The organism is Thiomonas sp. OC7, from assembly GCF_900634595.1.
In the GTDB taxonomy this organism is placed as follows: domain Bacteria; phylum Pseudomonadota; class Gammaproteobacteria; order Burkholderiales; family Burkholderiaceae_C; genus Thiomonas; species Thiomonas arsenitoxydans.
The window spans coordinates 962,573-978,533 of the sequence record NZ_LR131953.1; the positions used below are offsets into that span (position 1 = coordinate 962,573).

At 63.3% G+C, this 15,961-nt stretch carries 22 protein-coding genes; all 22 read right to left on the reverse strand.

The window, feature by feature from the left end; all coding sequences use genetic code 11:
- Positions 1 to 28: 28 nt before the first annotated feature.
- On the reverse strand, positions 29 to 517 hold the full coding sequence (tatB, locus tag BIO17B3_RS04555; protein WP_156053196.1) for a Sec-independent protein translocase protein TatB: 489 nt from the start codon (positions 515 to 517) through the stop codon (positions 29 to 31).
- A gap of 129 nt (positions 518 to 646) precedes the next feature.
- A complete protein-coding gene (gene tatA, locus BIO17B3_RS04560) occupies positions 647 to 889 on the reverse strand; it encodes a Sec-independent protein translocase subunit TatA (RefSeq protein ID WP_013105162.1) in 243 nt (80 codons plus the stop codon).
- Between the two features lie 25 nt (positions 890 to 914).
- The gene (locus BIO17B3_RS04565; RefSeq protein WP_013105161.1) at positions 915 to 1,265 is read right to left on the reverse strand and encodes a histidine triad nucleotide-binding protein; all 351 of its coding nucleotides are present in this window, start codon (positions 1,263 to 1,265) and stop codon (positions 915 to 917) included.
- Positions 1,266 to 1,294: 29 nt separating this feature from the next.
- Positions 1,295 to 1,663 carry a hypothetical protein gene (locus BIO17B3_RS04570; RefSeq protein ID WP_156053198.1) on the reverse strand — a complete coding sequence of 123 codons (369 nt, stop codon included), beginning with the start codon at positions 1,661 to 1,663 and terminating at the stop codon, positions 1,295 to 1,297.
- Positions 1,664 to 1,673: 10 nt separating this feature from the next.
- Positions 1,674 to 2,429 (reverse strand): bifunctional phosphoribosyl-AMP cyclohydrolase/phosphoribosyl-ATP diphosphatase HisIE, encoded by a 756-nt coding sequence (gene hisIE / locus BIO17B3_RS04575; RefSeq protein WP_156055227.1) that lies wholly within the window; start codon positions 2,427 to 2,429, stop codon positions 1,674 to 1,676.
- A 47-nt stretch (positions 2,430 to 2,476) separates the two neighbouring features.
- Entirely contained in the window at positions 2,477 to 3,250 is a 774-nt protein-coding gene (gene hisF / locus BIO17B3_RS04580) for an imidazole glycerol phosphate synthase subunit HisF (RefSeq protein ID WP_013105159.1), read from the reverse strand.
- Positions 3,251 to 3,281: 31 nt separating this feature from the next.
- Positions 3,282 to 4,016, reverse strand: coding sequence for a 1-(5-phosphoribosyl)-5-[(5-phosphoribosylamino)methylideneamino]imidazole-4-carboxamide isomerase (gene hisA, locus BIO17B3_RS04585; RefSeq protein WP_013105158.1), 735 nt, complete (start codon positions 4,014 to 4,016; stop codon positions 3,282 to 3,284).
- A gap of 54 nt (positions 4,017 to 4,070) precedes the next feature.
- A complete protein-coding gene (gene hisH / locus BIO17B3_RS04590; RefSeq protein ID WP_013122586.1) occupies positions 4,071 to 4,730 on the reverse strand; it encodes an imidazole glycerol phosphate synthase subunit HisH in 660 nt (219 codons plus the stop codon).
- Positions 4,731 to 4,810: 80 nt separating this feature from the next.
- Positions 4,811 to 5,398, reverse strand: coding sequence for an imidazoleglycerol-phosphate dehydratase HisB (gene hisB, locus BIO17B3_RS04595; protein WP_013105156.1), 588 nt, complete (start codon positions 5,396 to 5,398; stop codon positions 4,811 to 4,813).
- 70 nt (positions 5,399 to 5,468) lie between these two features.
- Positions 5,469 to 6,554, reverse strand: coding sequence for a histidinol-phosphate transaminase (gene hisC, locus BIO17B3_RS04600; protein WP_156053200.1), 1,086 nt, complete (start codon positions 6,552 to 6,554; stop codon positions 5,469 to 5,471).
- 12 nt (positions 6,555 to 6,566) lie between these two features.
- A complete protein-coding gene (gene hisD / locus BIO17B3_RS04605) occupies positions 6,567 to 7,904 on the reverse strand; it encodes a histidinol dehydrogenase (protein WP_156053201.1) in 1,338 nt (445 codons plus the stop codon).
- Entirely contained in the window at positions 7,901 to 8,569 is a 669-nt protein-coding gene (gene hisG, locus BIO17B3_RS04610; protein WP_156053203.1) for an ATP phosphoribosyltransferase, read from the reverse strand. Before hisG ends, hisD begins: the two co-directional genes overlap by 4 nt.
- 10 nt (positions 8,570 to 8,579) lie before the next feature.
- The gene (murA, locus tag BIO17B3_RS04615; RefSeq protein ID WP_156053205.1) at positions 8,580 to 9,872 is read right to left on the reverse strand and encodes a UDP-N-acetylglucosamine 1-carboxyvinyltransferase; all 1,293 of its coding nucleotides are present in this window, start codon (positions 9,870 to 9,872) and stop codon (positions 8,580 to 8,582) included.
- A 71-nt stretch (positions 9,873 to 9,943) separates the two neighbouring features.
- A complete protein-coding gene (locus BIO17B3_RS04620; protein WP_013105151.1) occupies positions 9,944 to 10,195 on the reverse strand; it encodes a BolA family protein in 252 nt (83 codons plus the stop codon).
- A gap of 5 nt (positions 10,196 to 10,200) precedes the next feature.
- Entirely contained in the window at positions 10,201 to 10,956 is a 756-nt protein-coding gene (locus BIO17B3_RS04625; protein WP_156053207.1) for an ABC transporter permease, read from the reverse strand.
- Entirely contained in the window at positions 10,953 to 11,852 is a 900-nt protein-coding gene (locus BIO17B3_RS04630; protein ID WP_156053209.1) for an ABC transporter ATP-binding protein, read from the reverse strand. The genes BIO17B3_RS04625 and BIO17B3_RS04630 overlap by 4 nt, the downstream gene beginning before the upstream one ends.
- A 62-nt stretch (positions 11,853 to 11,914) precedes the next feature.
- Positions 11,915 to 12,205 carry an STAS domain-containing protein gene (locus BIO17B3_RS04635; RefSeq protein WP_156053210.1) on the reverse strand — a complete coding sequence of 97 codons (291 nt, stop codon included), beginning with the start codon at positions 12,203 to 12,205 and terminating at the stop codon, positions 11,915 to 11,917.
- Positions 12,206 to 12,218: 13 nt separating this feature from the next.
- Complete coding sequence (locus tag BIO17B3_RS04640) at positions 12,219 to 12,851, reverse strand: phospholipid-binding protein MlaC (RefSeq protein ID WP_156053211.1); 633 nt, start codon at positions 12,849 to 12,851, stop codon at positions 12,219 to 12,221.
- A 72-nt stretch (positions 12,852 to 12,923) separates the two neighbouring features.
- Positions 12,924 to 13,760 carry a VacJ family lipoprotein gene (locus BIO17B3_RS04645; RefSeq protein WP_156053213.1) on the reverse strand — a complete coding sequence of 279 codons (837 nt, stop codon included), beginning with the start codon at positions 13,758 to 13,760 and terminating at the stop codon, positions 12,924 to 12,926.
- Positions 13,757 to 14,233 (reverse strand): outer membrane lipid asymmetry maintenance protein MlaD, encoded by a 477-nt coding sequence (mlaD, locus tag BIO17B3_RS04650; protein ID WP_013105145.1) that lies wholly within the window; start codon positions 14,231 to 14,233, stop codon positions 13,757 to 13,759. Before mlaD ends, BIO17B3_RS04645 begins: the two co-directional genes overlap by 4 nt.
- 27 nt (positions 14,234 to 14,260) lie before the next feature.
- On the reverse strand, positions 14,261 to 15,046 hold the full coding sequence (mlaE, locus tag BIO17B3_RS04655) for a lipid asymmetry maintenance ABC transporter permease subunit MlaE (RefSeq protein WP_013122577.1): 786 nt from the start codon (positions 15,044 to 15,046) through the stop codon (positions 14,261 to 14,263).
- A complete protein-coding gene (locus BIO17B3_RS04660) occupies positions 15,043 to 15,876 on the reverse strand; it encodes an ABC transporter ATP-binding protein (protein WP_013105143.1) in 834 nt (277 codons plus the stop codon). Before BIO17B3_RS04660 ends, mlaE begins: the two co-directional genes overlap by 4 nt.
- Positions 15,877 to 15,961 lie beyond the last annotated feature (85 nt).

A 15,961-nucleotide genomic window follows, 5' to 3' on the forward strand; every position in this document is an offset into this window, starting at 1 on the left:
CGCATCGGCACACTGATCACCACGGCGATCAGCGTTTGACGCGGTAACGCGCCATACGCGCCGCACCCGACAAGGCCTGGGTGCGCACGCGCGCCTGCCGCCGGTACCACTGAGGAACCGTATTGCCCGAGAGTTTTTTGCGTTTCTTGGTCGGATAGTCCGGGCTGGGCAGACTGGGGGACGAAAAACCATCGGCCATGGAAGGCTCGGCCTCGCCGCTCAGACCCGCCGTGGCTTCCTTCCAGGCATCGTCAAAGCTGCCCTGAACCTCGGCCAGGTTGTCGCTCACCGACTTTTTCATATCCTGCGCTGCGGTCTCAAGGGACGATTTCACGTTGCGCAGCTCTTCAAGATCGATTTGGCGATTGACCTCGGCCTTCACTTCAGCCAAGTAGCGCTGCGCGCGGCCCAGCAGGTTGCCCGCAGTGCGAGCCACGCGCGGCAGCTTCTCCGGCCCGAGTACAACAAGGGCCACCACGCCGATCAGGCCGATTTCGGACATTCCGATGTCAAACATGGGCGGTCAGTGGAAGCAATGGCTCAGCAGGCAAGCCGAGCAGGAAAAAAGATACGAAATACGATATACAAAAAAATCGGGGCAAGACAAAAAACCGGCATCGCTGCCGGCTCGCGGTGAGGGCCAATTTCAGGAAGACGACTTCTCTTTGGCTTGCACGTCAATGGCTTCTTTCTTGGCGCTAGCTTCAGCGGCAAGCTGCTTGTCGGCCTCGGCAGGTTTGTCATCTGCGCTGGCATCGCGCATGCCGTCCTTGAAGCCTTTCACCGCAGAACCGAGGTCGGAACCCATGTTCTTCAGCTTCTTGGTGCCGAACACCATCATCACAATCACCAGCACGATCAGCCAGTGCCAAATGCTAAATGAGCCCATGATTTACTCCTTCGCCGCAAAAAAATTAAGGGGCCTGTTTTTTCCACGGACGGGGACCGCCCATAACGTGCAAGTGCAGGTGAAACACTTCCTGCCCTCCATTCTGGCCGGTGTTGATGACGGTACGAAACCCGTCATCACAACCCTGCTCACGCGCCAGTCGGGGTACAAGCTGCAACATTTTACCGAGTAAAGCCTGATGCTCCGTACCCACATCGAACAAAGACGATAGATGCAGTCGGGGAATGATCAGGAAATGGACGGGCGCCGCCGGGTGAATGTCGTGAAATGCGACCACATCCTCGTCCTGGTACAGCACTTTGGCGGGCAGTTCACCCGCGGCGATTTTGCAGAAAATGCATTGGGAATCAGTCATGGCGGGACGGCAATAGCGAGGGAAAAGATTCAGAGAGAAGGACGCACCTGCTTGCGCTCGGTGAGTTTGAGCCAGCCTTTGACCACACGGTAAATGGTCCAGAAATACACCACGGCCAGCACCAGAAAACCTAGACCAAAAACCCAGATCAGGGCAAAGCCGATCACCGACCAGAACAGCGCCCACCAGAAGGTGCGAATCTGCCAGCGCAGGTGATTCTCCACCCAGGTGCCGCGGGCGTCATCGAGCTTCACATAGTCGATGATTACGCCGATGACCGCCGTGATGCCCCAGAAAAAACTCAGCGCCTGCAACACATAGACGACCAGCGCAATCGTTTTGAGACCCTCGACGTCTTGAGGGCCGGGTTGATCGATGAGGGTTCTTGGATCGTTCATGGCGCCGAGCTCAGGGGTTGACCGCGCGCGCGGCAAACTCGGCCAGACCCGACCTGCCTTCGCGGCGCTCCAGTTCGGCAAGCACTTGCTGCGGCGTGAGGCCATGCTGGGCCAGGGCGATCAGGCTGTGGAACCACAGGTCGGCGGTCTCGTACAGAATTTTCTCCGCCTCGCCATCCTTGGCCGCCATGACGAGCTCGGTAGCTTCTTCGCCGATTTTTTTCAGAATGGCGTCTTCGCCCTTGTGAAACAGCCGCGCCACATAAGACGCGCTCGGGTCGGCCCCTTTGCGGCTGACGATAGTGGCGTAGATGCGCGCGAGCGCCGCGCTGGAATCGGCGGCCCCGGCCGCGTCAACCTGGCCATGCGCGGACGCGCCGTCATAGATCTGTGCCGGGTCTTTCAGTACCGGATCAGCCACCTTCCAATGGCCGTGATCGAGGCTGTTGAAAAAACAGGACTCGCGCCCGGTGTGGCAGGCAATGCCGCCCGCCTGCTCCACTTGCAGCAGCACCACGTCGCCGTCGCAATCGAGGCGGATATCGCGCACGGTCTGCACATGGCCGGACTCTTCGCCCTTGTGCCACAGCTTGTGGCGCGAGCGCGACCAATACACCGCTTCGCCGCGTTGGTGCGTCAGCTCCAGCGCCTCGCGGTTCATCCAGGCGAACATGAGCACGCGCCCAGTATGCGCGTCTTGCGCGATGGCGGGCACGAGCCCGCGGGCATCCCATTTGACTTGATCGAGCCAGTTCATGGAATGGATTTTAGGCGTTCCACCCCCGCCCTGACCCAGCAGTTTGCGCAGGACGCTCACAGCGCCAGATCGGGCCGCATGGCGATGCCGCGCGCGGCCAGGTACTGCTTGGCCTGCCCCACGGTGTATTCACCATAGTGGAAGATGCTGGCGGCGAGCACGGCGTCGGCGTGGCCTTCGAGAAAGCCCGCAGCAAGGTGGTCGAGACTGCCCACGCCGCCCGAGGCGATGACGGGCACGCTCACCGCGTCTGACACGGCGCGGGTGAGCGCCAGATCGAAGCCGATCTTGGTGCCGTCGCGGTCCATGCTGGTGAGCAGGATTTCACCCGCCCCCGCCTGCGCCATGCGCACCGCCCACTGCGCGGCGTCGAGCCCGGTCGCCTTGCGGCCGCCGTGGGTATAGACCTCCCAGCCCTCGCCGTCGGCGCGGCGCTTGGCGTCGATGGCCACGACGATGCATTGCGCGCCATATTTGGCCGAAGCATCGGCGATGACTTGCGGGTTGGCCACTGCGGCGGAGTTGAAGCTGACCTTGTCGGCCCCGGCGTTGAGCAGGCGGCGCACGTCGTCCACGGTGCGCACGCCGCCGCCCACGGTGAGCGGAATGAAGACCTGCGACGCGACCGCCTCGATCTGGTGCAGCAGCAGATCGCGGGCGTCGCTGGTGGCGGTGATGTCGAGAAAGGTGAGTTCGTCCGCGCCCTGGGCGTTGTAGCGAGCGGCGATTTCCACCGGATCGCCGGCATCACGCAGTCCGACGAAATTGACGCCTTTGACCACGCGGCCGCCGTTCACGTCGAGACAGGGGATGATGCGTTTGAACAGCATGATGGGGTCGCCTAGAGTGCGTCAGGCCGCGTCAGCGGCTGGTGACGTAGCGTTGGGCGGCGGCGAAATCGAGCGTGCCGGTGTAGATGGAGCGGCCGCAGATCACGCCTTCGACGCCGCTGCTTTCCACCGCGCAGAGCTTTTCGATGTCGTCCATGCCCGACAGGCCGCCGGAGGCGATGACCGGCACATCGAGCACTTCGGCCAGTCGCACGGTGGCCTCGATATTGATGCCGGTGAGCATGCCGTCGCGGCCGATGTCGGTGTAGATCACGCCTTCGATGCCATAGTCTTGGAACTTACGTGCCAGATCGGCGACTTCGTGGCCGGTGAGTTTGCTCCAGCCATCGGTGGCGACTTTGCCGTCGCGGGCATCGAGGCCGACGATGATGTGCCCGCCAAAGGCGCTGCAGGCATCGCGCAGGAAGCCGGGGCTTTTCACCGCGGCCGTGCCGATGATGACAAAGCTCAGTCCCTGATCGAGATAGGCCTCGATGGTGTCGAGATCGCGGATGCCGCCGCCGAGCTGCACCGGAATCTCATCGCCCACCTCGTCGAGAATCGCGGCAATGGCCTCGGCATTGCGCGGCTTGCCCGCGAAGGCGCCGTTGAGATCGACCAGATGCAGGCGTTCAGCACCCTGGTCGATCCAGTGCCGGGCCATGGCGGCGGGATCTTTGGAGAACACCGTGGCGCCTTGCATTTCACCTTGTTCGAGGCGAACGCACTGGCCGTCCTTGAGGTCGATTGCCGGAATGAGCAGCATGATGTCAGGGCAAATGAAAAGAGTGGCTCGAAGAAAGTTGAGGAAACCGCACCGTCAGGGCGACCAGTGCAGAAAATTGCGATACAGCATCAGCCCCGCGTCGGCGCTTTTTTCGGGGTGAAACTGGGTGGCGAAAAGATTGTCGCGCGCCACCGCGCTGGCAAACCGCACGCCATACTCGGTCTCGCCAGCACTGTGGTTGCCGTCTTGCGGCGCGGCGTAAAAACTGTGCACGAAGTAGAACGCCGCACCATCAGGCACCTGCGCCCATAGCGGATGCAGCGCCCCACGCGCATCGCGGCCCTGCCACACCGCGTTCCAACCCATATGCGGCACTTTGTAGCGGCTGCCATCGGGCTGCAACTGGCCGTCGAGCTCGAAGCGCTGCACCTGGCCGGGAATCAGGCCGAGACCATCGACATGACCTTCGGTGCTGTGATCGAGCAGCATCTGCATGCCCACGCACACGCCGAACAGAGGTTTGCTGGCGGCCGCTTGCAGCACGGCCTCTTGCAGGCCAGACTCGCGCAGCTCACGCATGCAGTCGGGCATGGCGCCCTGGCCGGGCAGCACTACGCGGTCGGCTGCGCGCACCACGGCGGGGTCGGAGGTCACGACCACGTCGAACTCGGAGCCTGCGGCGACATGCGCCACGGCTTGCGACACCGAGCGCAGATTGCCCATGCCATAGTCCACAACGGCAACGCGTTTCATCGATTCAGGAAAGGAGGCGGTTTGACTTCAGCAAAGCAGCGCGAAAGACAGAAAGACAAGAGCGGACCTGTAATGCCAATTTACAGCGAACCTTTGGTCGAGGGAATCACCTCGCCCATGCGAGGATCGCGCTCGGCGGCCGCACGCAGGGCGCGACCGAAAGCCTTGAACACGGTTTCGCACTGGTGATGAGCGTTGTCGCCGCGCAGATTGTCGACATGCACGGTGATGGCGGCGTGGTTGACCAGCCCCTGAAAAAACTCGTGGGCCAGATCGACGTCGAATTCGCCAATCATCGCACGGGTGAACGGCACATGCCATTCCAGACCGGGGCGGCCTGAAAAATCGATGACCACGCGGCTCAGGGCTTCATCGAGCGGCACATAGGCATGGCCGTAACGGCGGATGCCCTTCTTGTCGCCGATGGCCCGCGCCAGCGCCTGGCCCAGCGTGATGCCCACGTCTTCGACCGTGTGATGCGCGTCGATATGCAAATCGCCCTTGGCCTGGATGTCGAGGTCGATCAGCCCGTGCCGGGCGATCTGGTCGAGCATGTGATCAAAGAAGCCCACACCGGTGGACAGTTTGGAGACGCCGGTGCCGTCGAGGTTGAGGGACACGGTGATTTGCGTCTCGGCGGTGTTGCGGGAAACCTGGGCAGTGCGCATGGGAAAGTGGCGTCAAAAACGGCGGTCAATACGGTAGCCAATACGGCGGTAAATAGGCGCAATCCTAACGTCAGCGCGACGCCGCCGCCTGCTGCGCAACGGCGTCGTAAGCGTTCAGCAAGGCTTCGCACTGCTGCGGGGTGCCGATGGTGATGCGCAGAAAGTCGGCAATGCGCTGCGGGCGGGCGAATTGCCGCACCAGAATGCGCTGCTTGCGCAACTGCGCCGCCAGGCTTGCGCCCTCGTGTGCGGGGTGGCGCGCGAACACGAAATTCGCCTGCGAAGGCAGCACCTCGAACCCACGCGCGCGCAGGCCTTCGCTCAAGGCCTCACGGCTGGCTTGAATGCGTGCGCTGGTCTGCGCCAGCCAGGCGGCATCCGACAGGGCGGCTGTGGCACCAGCGAGCGCGAGACGGTCTAGGGGATAGGAATTGAAGCTGTCTTTCACCCGACTGAGTGCTTCGATCAGATCGGGGTGGCCCAGCGCATAGCCCACGCGCAAGCCGGCCAGCGCCCAGGCCTTGGACAGGGTACGGATCACCAGCAATTGCGGATAGCGGTCGATCAAGGGTGCAGCGGTCTGCGCACCGAAATCGACATACGCCTCATCGACCACCACCACGGAATCGGGATTACCCGCCAGCAGACGTTCCACTTCCGCCAGGGGCAGCGCCATGCCGGTTGGGGCATTGGGATTGGGAAAGATGATGCCGCCATTCGGCCCGGCCTGCAGATAGTCATCGACGGCAATCGAGAAGTCGGCACGCAGCGCGATCTCGCGAGTCTCGATGCCATACAGGCGGGCGTAAACGGGATAGAAGCTGTAGGAAATGTCGGGATGCAACAACGGCGCCGGATGACGCAGCAAGGCCATGAAGGCATGGGCCAGCACTTCGTCCGAGCCGTTGCCGACGAAGACCTGCTCGGCCTTCAGTCCGTGATGGTGTGCAATCGCGGCCTTAAGCCCGGTGGCCTGCGGATCTGGGTACAGACGCAAATCGCCCGTGGTCTGCGCCGCGATAGCCTGCAGCACCTTGTCGCTGGGCGGATAGGGGCATTCGTTGGTGTTGAGCTTGATCAGCCCATCGATGCGCGGCTGTTCGCCCGGCACATAAGGGGTCAGACCGTGAACGACTTCGCTCCAGAATCGGCTCATGGCAGCTCCGTTTCAGCGCAGCCGCATTTCGGCGGCGCGGGCGTGCGCGGTCAGCCGCTCGCCGTGGGCCAGCACGCTGGCGATACGGCCGAGTTGCTGCGCGCCCTCGGCGCTGACCTCGATGATGCTGGAGCGCTTGATAAAGTCGTACACCCCCAGCGGCGAGGAGAACCGGGCCGTGCCCGAAGTGGGCAAGACATGGTTGGGCCCGGCGCAGTAGTCGCCGAGCGACTCGGAGGTGTAGGCGCCGAGAAACAGCGCGCCAGCGTGCTTGAGCGCGGGCACATATTGATGCGGGTTCTGCGCGGAAATCTCCAGGTGCTCTGGCGCGATGCGGTTGGCCAGCTCACAGGCCTGCGCCATGTCACGCACGCGGGTGAGCGCGCCGCGGCCGTTCAGCGAGGCGGTGATGATGTCTCTGCGCGGCATGTCGGGCAGCAGCCGGTGGATGGCCTCGGCCACGGCGTCGATATAGGCCGAATCGGGACAGAGCAGGATGCTCTGCGCCAGCTCGTCATGCTCGGCCTGGCTGAACAGATCCATCGCCACCCAGTCGGGCGGCGTGCTGCCGTCGGCGAGCACCAGAATCTCGGACGGCCCGGCGATCATGTCGATGCCGCAAACGCCGAACACCCGCCGCTTGGCCGCGGCCACATAGGCGTTGCCAGGGCCGACGATTTTGTCCACCGCGGGCACGGTGGCCGTGCCGTAAGCCAGAGCGCCCACCGCCTGCGCCCCGCCGATGGCGAAGGCGCGGCTCACGCCGGCCACGGCCGCAGCGGCCAGCACCAGCGGATTGCGCTCGCCGCCCGGCGTGGGCACGACCATGATGATCTCTTGCACACCCGCCACATGCGCCGGAATGGCATTCATCAGTACCGAAGAGGGATAGGCCGCCTTGCCGCCGGGCACGTAAATGCCCACGCGGTCGAGCGGCGTGACCTTCTGGCCGAGCAGAGTGCCGTCTTCATCGCGGTACTCCCAGCTCTGGCCGACTTGTTGCAACTGGCGCTCGTGGTAGCGGCGCACCCGGATGGCGGCCGCCTCCAGCGCGCTGCGCTGCTCCGCAGTGATGGCGGCAAGCGCGGCCTGTAGCTCGGCCTGACTGATTTCGAGCGCGGCCATGTCGGGCGCGTCCAGGCGGTCGAATCGGCGCGTGTAGTCGAGCACGGCGGCATCACCGCGCTGTTGCACATCGCGCAGGATGTCGGCCGCGCGGGCATCGATCTCGGCGTTTTCATCGGCCATGCGGGCGAACAGGGCGCGGTATTGCGTCTCGAAATCGGGGCCGGTGGCGTCCAGCCGTCGCAGTTGCAGGGCATGGACCGGAGCATTGAGCGGGGCGTTCATGCAGCGGCCTCCTCGGTGGTTTGCGCGGCTTGGCGCAGTTGGTCGATCAGAGGTTTGAGCAAAGCCGTGCGGGTTTTGAGCGCGGCCTGGTTGACGATGAGACGCGCAGAAATGTCCATGATGTGTTCCACCTCAACCAGGCCATTGGCCTTGAGCGTGCCGCCAGTGGACACCAGATCGACGATGGCATCGGCCAGCCCGGTGAGCGGCGCCAGTTCCATCGAACCATAGAGCTTGACCAGATCGACGTGCACGCCCTTGGTGGCGAAGTGCTCGCGTGCCATGTGCAGGTATTTGGTGGCCACCCGCAGACGCGCGCCCTGTTTGACCTGGCCTGCGTAGTCGAAATCATGCCGTACCGCCACGCTCAGGCGGCAGCGGGCAATGCCCAGATCGACCGGCAGATACAAGCCGTCCGCCCCGCTGCCGGCGAAGTATTCGCGCAGCACGTCCAGCCCGGCCACGCCGATGTCGGCGCCGCCATAGCGCACATAGGTGGGCACATCGCTGGCCCGCACCAGCACCACGCGCACATCGGGCCGATTGGTCGGCAGGATGAGTTTGCGCGTGGACTCGGGATCGCCCGACACCGTGATGCCCGCCCGCGCCAGCATGGGCAGGGTGTCTTCGAAAATTCGTCCCTTGGACAGTGCGAGGGTCAGCATGTCGGTTTCCTTACTTGCCGCTGATGCGGTCGCTGATACGTTCGATCTGCGCGCCCAGGCCGCGCAGCTTGACCTCCATGGCGTCATAGCCGCGGTCGAGGTGATAGATGCGGTCGATCACGGTTTCGCCTTCAGCCGCCAGCGCCGCCACCACCAGGCCCGCCGAGGCGCGAAGGTCGGTCGCCATGACGGTGGCGCCAGAGAGCTGCGGCACGCCATGCACCACGCAGGTGTGACCGTCGATATCGATCTGCGCACCCAGCCGCATGAGCTCCTGCACATGCATGAAGCGATTCTCGAAAATGGTCTCGGTCATGCGCGCGGCGCCTTCTGCCAGGCAGTTGACCGCCATAAACTGCGCCTGCATATCGGTGGCAAAACCGGGGTATTCGGTCGTGCGCACAGAGACGGCGCGCGGACGACCGCCGGGCAGCGCATCGGCCCGCAGGCGAATCCAATCGGCGCCGGTGTCGATCTGGGCTCCGGCTTCGCGAAGCTTGTCGAGCAAGGCGTCCTGGTGTGCAGGCTCGGCTGCCTGCACCGTCACATCGCCGCGCACGGCCAATGCGGCGCACAGAAAAGTGCCGACTTCGATGCGGTCGGGAATGATGCGGTGCGACGCGCCGTGCAAAGCGTCCACGCCCTGAATACGAATCTGCGAGGTGCCGTCGCCGCGGATCTGCGCGCCCATGGCACGAAGCAAATTGGCGAGATCGACAATCTCGGGCTCGCGCGCCGCGTTGTCGATCAGGGTCTCGCCCTCGGCCAGCGTGGCGGCCATCATCAGGTTTTCGGTGCCCGTCACGGTGACCATGTCGGTGGTGATGCGCGCGCCGCGCAACCGGCCCGAAGGCGTCGCCACGCGGGCCACGATATAGCCATGTTCCACCGCGATGTCCGCCCCCAGCGCCTGCAAGCCCTTGATGTGCTGATCAACCGGGCGTGCGCCGATGGCGCAACCTCCGGGCAGGCTCACCCGCGCCTGCCCGAATCGCGCCAGCAAGGGGCCGAGCACCAGCACCGAGGCGCGCATGGTCTTGACCAGCTCATACGACGCTTCGTAGTGATTCACCGCTGCGGCACTGAGGCGGATCTGCCCGCCGTCCTGTTCGACCTGAGCGCCCAGGCTGCGCAGCAGTTTGGCCAGGGTGCGCACATCCATGAGCTGCGGCGCGTTGCTCAACTGCACCGTCTCGGCGGTGAGCAGCGCGGCGGCGATCAACGGCAGCGCGGCGTTCTTCGCCCCGCTGGCCTGCACCACGCCTTGCAGCGTGCGCTGCCCGGTGATTCTGAGTTTGTCCATGATGACCTTCAGCTCGGCAGTCTTGCGCTACCCAGCAGCACGCGTCGTCGCGCGCGAAAAAGGACGGGATTTTAGGCGTTAGGCATTGCCGCGAACTCCTGCGGGGTGAGCGTTTTCATGGACAGCGCGTGAATTTCCGCGCGCATGCGCTCGCCGAGTGCGCCGTAGACCAGTTGATGCCGCTGCACCCGGTTGCGCCCCTCGAAAGCCGCGCTGACGATGGTGGCGTAAAAATGCTGGCCGTCGCCTTCGACGTGCAGATGGCTGCATTCCAGCCCGGCGGCGATGTAGCGGTGGAGGTCTTGGGGGGTGGGCAAAGACATGGGGTTCAGTTCCGAAGTTTGGTGCCGCGCACCAGCATGGCCAGGGCGATGCCGCCGCAAAGCAGGTTACCCAGCAGCGCCGCCAGCAGACTGACCCAGGGCGAAACGTCGCCCGAGCCGAAAAAGCCGTAGCGGAAGCCGTCGATCAGGTAGAAAAACGGGTTGAGGTGCGAGGCCAGTTTCCAGAAACCCGGCAGGCTGTGAACCGAGTAGAACACGCCCGACAGAAACGTCGCGGGGGTGATGATGAAGTTCTGGAAGGCGGCCATCTGATCGAACTTCTCCGCCCAGATACCGGCAATCAGGCCGAGCGCACCCAGCATGCTCGCCCCCAGAATGGCAAAAATAAGAATCCATAGCGGATACACAAAGGTCAGCGGCACGAACCACATCGTCACCAGCAGCACCCCGGCGCCGACCATCAGCCCCCGCAGCACCGAAGCGCCCACGTAGGCCACGAACAGTTCCCAAGGTTTGAGCGGCGACAGCAGCACGAACACCAGATTGCCGGTGATCTTGGACTGGATGAGCGAAGACGAGGTGTTGGCGAACGCGTTCTGCAACACGCTCATCATCATCAGACCGGGGATGAGGAAGGCGGTGTACGGCACATGCCCAAACACCTGCAGGTGCGCCGTGAAGGCGTGGGAGAAAATCAACAGATAGAGCAGCGCCGTGACCACGGGAGCCGCGACAGTCTGGAAGCCCACTTTGATAAAGCGCTGCAGTTCCTTCTGCAGCAGGGTGTACAGCCCGGTCATCGCGCGGCTCCGATCAATTCGAGAAACACGTCTTCGAGGTCGGCGCGGCGCAGCTCCAGTTCATCGATCTCACAGCCCGCCTGGCGCAGCGCGGCGAGCTTGGCCTCCACATCCTGCGCGCCCCGCACCGCCAGCGCGACGCGCCCGCCCTGCTCGGCGCCCAGCCCTTCGGGCAAGCGTCCCTTGAGCAGGCGGAAGTACAGCACCGACGACGCAAACCGCTGCAGCAGCGCCTCGGTGCGATCGAGCGCGACCACCTTGCCGCCCTTGATCACCGCGATGCGTTTGCACAGCGCCTCGGCTTCTTCGAGATAGTGCGTGGTGAGCAGCACGGTATGGCCTTCGGCGTTGAGCCGGGCGATGAACTCCCACAGTGATTGCCTCAGTTCGACATCGACTCCCGCAGTGGGCTCGTCGAGCACGATGACCTGCGGCCGGTGCACCAGCGCCTGCGCCACCATCACCCGGCGTTTCATGCCGCCGGACAAAGCCCTCATGTTCTTGTCGGCCTGCGCGGTTAGCCCGAGGTTGTGCAGCAATTCGTCGATCCACGGATCGTTCTGCCTGAAGCCGAAATAGCCCGATTGAATGCGCAGCACCTGGCGCACGGTGAAAAACGGGTCGAACACCAGTTCCTGCGGGACGACGCCCAGCAGACGGCGGGCCGCAGCGGCGTCGCGCTGCACATCAAAGCCGGCCACTCGCACATGACCCGAAGTCGGGCGCGTGAGGCCGGCCAGCATGCTGATGAGCGTGGTTTTTCCCGCGCCGTTGGGGCCGAGCAGACCGAAGAACTCGCCGTCGGCAATGTCGAGCACGACGCCATCGACGGCCAGGTTCTGGCCGTACTGCTTGACGACGCGATCAAAGGAAACAGCAGGAGGATTTGATGACATGGACGATGAACAGCGCCCGCGCAGACCGGGCGCGACGCGCCGCTCCGCTCGGGCGAGAAAAATCAGGGATGCTCGGCTGCCGGGCCGAACAGAAACTCAAGCCCGTAAGCCTTCGCCAGATCACGTAATCGGGCAGGAATGGCCTTTACCTCTAGGGCTTGCTGAGGGGCGACACGGCGCAATTCGAGCAAGAGGGCCAGCGCGGCGGAATCGAAGGTGTGCAAGGCGCCCGCATCGACCACCCAAGGCGTTGACTGCGCACCCGAAGCCTCACCTAAAGTCGCCAGCGCTTGGCGCCGCACGGCCGAGGCGGTATCGAGGGTCAGGTCGGCGGGCAGGGCGTAAACCGGCATGGTGCAATCCAGATCAGCCCTTGGCCTGGGCGAGGTTCTGGTTTTTTTCCTTCAGCGTGGCGATCAGGCCATCGATGCCTTTTTGCCCGATCTCCTGGGCGAACACGCTGCGGTAGTTGTCGACCAGCCAGATGCCCATGACGTTGACATCGGTGATCTTCCAGCCAACCGGGGTGTTCTCCAGGCGGTAGTCGAGTTGCAGCGGTTCGCCGTTGTTGATCACGCGAGTGCGCACCGTCACATCCTGCGCATTCGCGGGTTCACGGTAAGGCAGCATCTTGACCTTCTGATCCTTGATCTGCTTGACGGCGCCGGCGTAGGTATAGACCAGCAGTTGTTTGAACTGCTGCTCCAGCGCGGTGCGCTGTGCCGGAGTGGCTTCGCGCCAGTAGCGCCCCAAGGCGCTCTGAGTGATTTTCTGGAAGTCCACATTGGGCAGGATTTTCTGCTCCACGAACTGCATGACCACCTCGGGATTGCCCGAGCGTAGTTTTGGATCCTGCTGCACATCGCGAATGATCTCGTTCGACATGGTCTCGATCAATTGCGGCGGCGAGAGCGTGTCTGCGGCCTGAGCGAGCACCGGAACCCCGGCCAGCATCACCGCGGAGGACAGGGATAAAGCCATGAAGTGGCGTCGAAGCATGGGAGGTTCTCCAGTTCTTGTGTTGTGTCGATTAACGCGCGGCCGCCCCTGAGGATGACAGCGGCAGTCGGTTCAGTGCGAGGGGGCGTCTGGCTTGGCGTCTGCCTTGGCAGCCGAGTTCGCCGCACTGGCCGCGGCAGTTGGCGTCGGGGAGGCAAAACTCATCAGGCCCCCGTTCGCGTCGTCGTAGCTGTACTTAGCCAGCGGATTGGGCTCGCCCAGATCGATGATGGGCCGGTCGCGCACCTCTTCAACCTGGGATTTGCGGCGCTGTTCGTAGGCGCTGCGTGTAAAGACGTAGGGATCGAGCGCAATCTGGTCGAACAGATTGGAGGCGCTCAACAGATTGGCGCGGGTATTCACCAGATTGAGCGCCAGTGCGCCATAGCTGGCGCTGGGCGGGCTGATCTGCGCCGTTGGGCCATAAGCGAGAAACACCCCGGTGCCAGCGGCGTCGCGCACCGTGCTCGGTCCGTAGAACGGCAGCACCACATACGGCCCGGAACCCACGCCCCAGCGCGCCAGCGTGAGCCCGAAGTCGTTGGGATGTTTGTAAATGCCCATCTCGGTAGCGATGTCGAGGGTGCCAAACAGACCGAACACCGAGTTGACCCCCACGCGCATAAAGGTACTCAAACCATCGTGCACATTGCCCTGCAGAAAGTCATTGGTCATCGACCACACATCGCCAAAATTGCCGAAGAAATTGGTCACACCGTGGCGAATCGGCGTGGGTGTGACGGCTTTATAGCCGGTGGCAACTGGTTTGAGCACGGCCTTGTCGACCTTGTCATTGATGGTGAACATCGCCCGGTTGTAAGGCTCTAGCGGGTCTTGCGGGTTGTGCGTGGCACAGCCGCCCAGGGCAGCCAGCGCCAACAACGGAATGAATCGCGCCATCGGTTTCATTTGCCGTCTCCCGCCCCGCTCGAAGCGGCTTTGTTGTAGAGGAATTGACCGATCAGATTTTCGAGCACCACGGCCGACTGAGTATTGCGAATCACTGAGCCGTTGGCCAGATTCTTTTCACTGCCACCGGGGCTGAAATCAATGTATTGATCGCCCAGCAAACCGGCCGTCAGAATCTTGGCCGAAGTATCCACCGGGAATTTGAAACGCTGATCGATGGCCATGTGCACATCGGCCTGGAAGGTCTGATTGTCAAAGGTGATGGACGTCACCCGCCCCACGACCACGCCCGCGCTCTTCACCGGCGCGTCTGCCTTGAGGCCGCCAATATTGTCAAACCGGGCCGTCACCGTATAGGTTGGCCCCCAGTTGATCTGCAGCAGATTGCCCGCCTTGAGCGCCAGAAACAGCAAGGCGGCAGCTCCCAGCACAACGAGTATGCCCACCCACAGATCGATTTTTCGTTGATTCATTTGCGACAACTCCAGGGCCTCATGCCCTCAGGTGCTGAACATCATGGCGGTCAGCACAAAGTCCAGTGCCAGTACCGCCAGCGAAGCAATGACCACGGTGCGCGTGGTGGCCCGCGACACGCCCTCGGGCGTCGGCTGACTGCGCCAGCCCTGCAACAGCGCGACGAAGGTGACGGCCAGGCCGAACACCACGCTTTTGATCACCCCATTACCCACATCCTTGAACACATCGACGCCGCTTTGCATCTGCGACCAGAACTGCCCGGCATCGACGCCGATCATCACCACCCCCACCACATAGCCGCCCATGATGCCCACCGCGCTGAACACAGCCGCCAGCAGGGGCATGACAATCACACCAGCCCAGAACCGCGGAGCAAGCACCCGCACCACCGGATCGACGGCCATCATCTCCATCGCCGCAATCTGCTCGCCGGCCTTCATCAGACCGATTTCGGCAGTCAGCGAGGTGCCCGCGCGACCGGCAAACAGCAAGGCGGTGACGACGGGCCCGAGCTCGCGCACCAGCGACAGCGCCACCAGCACCCCCAGCGCGCTCGACGAACCGTAGCGCGACAAGGTGTAGTAGCCCTGCAGCCCGAGCACGAAGCCGACGAACAGGCCTGACACCGCAATGATGACCAGCGACAGATTGCCGAGAAAATACATCTGCTGAATCAGCAGGCTGGGACGCATGAACACCCGGCCGACCAGCCACAGCAGCCGCACGAACAAGCGCGCCGCATAACCCAGGCTGGACAGCAGTTGCCGCGTGCCAACGCCGATGGAAACCAGTCTGTCAGCCACCGTCATGCCCGCTCCTTGCGCACGCTGTCAGGCCGCAAAAAATCATCGCCAATCGCCGCGGCCGGGTAATGAAAATGCACCGGGCCGTCGGGCTCGCCGCGCACGAACTGATGCACCAGGGGATCGGTGCTCTCGCGCATCTGCTGCGGCGTGCCGTGGGCGATCAAGCTGCCATTGCCCAGGATATAAACATAATCGGCGATGTCGAAAGTCACCTCGACATCGTGCGACACCACAATGCTGCTCAGGCCCAGCGCGTCGTTGAGGCTGCGGATCAACCGCGCCGAGATGCCCAGCGAAATGGGGTCGAGCCCGGCAAACGGCTCGTCATACATCACCAGCGCCGGATCGAGCGCAATGGCCCGCGCCATCGCCACCCGTCGCGCCATCCCGCCCGAAAGCTCTGCGGGATAAAGATCGCGCGCTCCACGCAGCCCGACGGCGTTGAGCTTCATCAGCACCAGATCGCGAATCATCGAATCCGGCAAATCCGTGTGCTCGCGCAAGGGAAACGCCACGTTGTCGAACACGCTCATATCGGTAAACAGGGCGCCGAACTGAAACAACATGCCCATGCGCCGCCGCATGGCGAAAATCTGATCCTGCGACGCACCGGCCAGGTCTTGTCCCTCGAACCGCACCGAACCCCGCTGGGGCCTGACCTGCCCGCCGATCAGCCGCAGCAGCGTGGTCTTCCCCCCGCCCGATGCGCCCATCACCGCGACCACCTGACCCCGCTGAATGGTCATGTCGATGTGACGCAGAATCGGCCGCTCGCCATACCCAAAATCGAGCGCGTCGATCTGGACAATGGGCCGAGCAAAAGTGTCTTGCATGTTTGGAGGGATGTTGGGCGGGAAAGACAGACGAGACGATTCAGTCTTCTCTTCGGAAAATGCCCCGCACCGCAGGGCAACTGGC

Bases quoted from the DNA above. Each gene is read 5' to 3' on its own strand.
- tatA (WP_013105162.1), bottom strand. From the start codon at position 889: ATGGGCTCATTTAGCATTTGGCACTGGCTGATCGTGCTGGTGATTGTG.
- mlaE (WP_013122577.1), bottom strand. From the start codon at position 15,046: ATGACGGTGGCTGACAGACTGGTTTCCATCGGCGTTGGCACGCGGCAA.
- murA (WP_156053205.1), bottom strand. From the start codon at position 9,872: ATGGACAAACTCAGAATCACCGGGCAGCGCACGCTGCAAGGCGTGGTG.
- hisH (WP_013122586.1), bottom strand. From the start codon at position 4,730: ATGAAACGCGTTGCCGTTGTGGACTATGGCATGGGCAATCTGCGCTCG.
- BIO17B3_RS04635 (WP_156053210.1), bottom strand. From the start codon at position 12,205: ATGCCGGTTTACGCCCTGCCCGCCGACCTGACCCTCGATACCGCCTCG.
- hisC (WP_156053200.1), bottom strand. From the start codon at position 6,554: ATGAGCCGATTCTGGAGCGAAGTCGTTCACGGTCTGACCCCTTATGTG.
- hisA (WP_013105158.1), bottom strand. From the start codon at position 4,016: ATGCTGCTCATTCCGGCAATCGACCTCAAGGACGGCCAGTGCGTTCGC.
- mlaD (WP_013105145.1), bottom strand. From the start codon at position 14,233: ATGAATCAACGAAAAATCGATCTGTGGGTGGGCATACTCGTTGTGCTG.
- BIO17B3_RS04640 (WP_156053211.1), bottom strand. From the start codon at position 12,851: ATGCTTCGACGCCACTTCATGGCTTTATCCCTGTCCTCCGCGGTGATG.
- BIO17B3_RS04630 (WP_156053209.1), bottom strand. From the start codon at position 11,852: ATGTCATCAAATCCTCCTGCTGTTTCCTTTGATCGCGTCGTCAAGCAG.
- BIO17B3_RS04645 (WP_156053213.1), bottom strand. From the start codon at position 13,760: ATGAAACCGATGGCGCGATTCATTCCGTTGTTGGCGCTGGCTGCCCTG.
- BIO17B3_RS04660 (WP_013105143.1), bottom strand. From the start codon at position 15,876: ATGCAAGACACTTTTGCTCGGCCCATTGTCCAGATCGACGCGCTCGAT.
- BIO17B3_RS04625 (WP_156053207.1), bottom strand. From the start codon at position 10,956: ATGACCGGGCTGTACACCCTGCTGCAGAAGGAACTGCAGCGCTTTATC.
- BIO17B3_RS04570 (WP_156053198.1), bottom strand. From the start codon at position 1,663: ATGAACGATCCAAGAACCCTCATCGATCAACCCGGCCCTCAAGACGTC.
- BIO17B3_RS04620 (WP_013105151.1), bottom strand. From the start codon at position 10,195: ATGTCTTTGCCCACCCCCCAAGACCTCCACCGCTACATCGCCGCCGGG.
- hisB (WP_013105156.1), bottom strand. From the start codon at position 5,398: ATGCGCACTGCCCAGGTTTCCCGCAACACCGCCGAGACGCAAATCACC.
- BIO17B3_RS04565 (WP_013105161.1), bottom strand. From the start codon at position 1,265: ATGACTGATTCCCAATGCATTTTCTGCAAAATCGCCGCGGGTGAACTG.
- hisD (WP_156053201.1), bottom strand. From the start codon at position 7,904: ATGAACGCCCCGCTCAATGCTCCGGTCCATGCCCTGCAACTGCGACGG.
- hisG (WP_156053203.1), bottom strand. From the start codon at position 8,569: ATGCTGACCCTCGCACTGTCCAAGGGACGAATTTTCGAAGACACCCTG.
- hisF (WP_013105159.1), bottom strand. From the start codon at position 3,250: ATGCTGTTCAAACGCATCATCCCCTGTCTCGACGTGAACGGCGGCCGC.
- tatB (WP_156053196.1), bottom strand. From the start codon at position 517: ATGTTTGACATCGGAATGTCCGAAATCGGCCTGATCGGCGTGGTGGCC.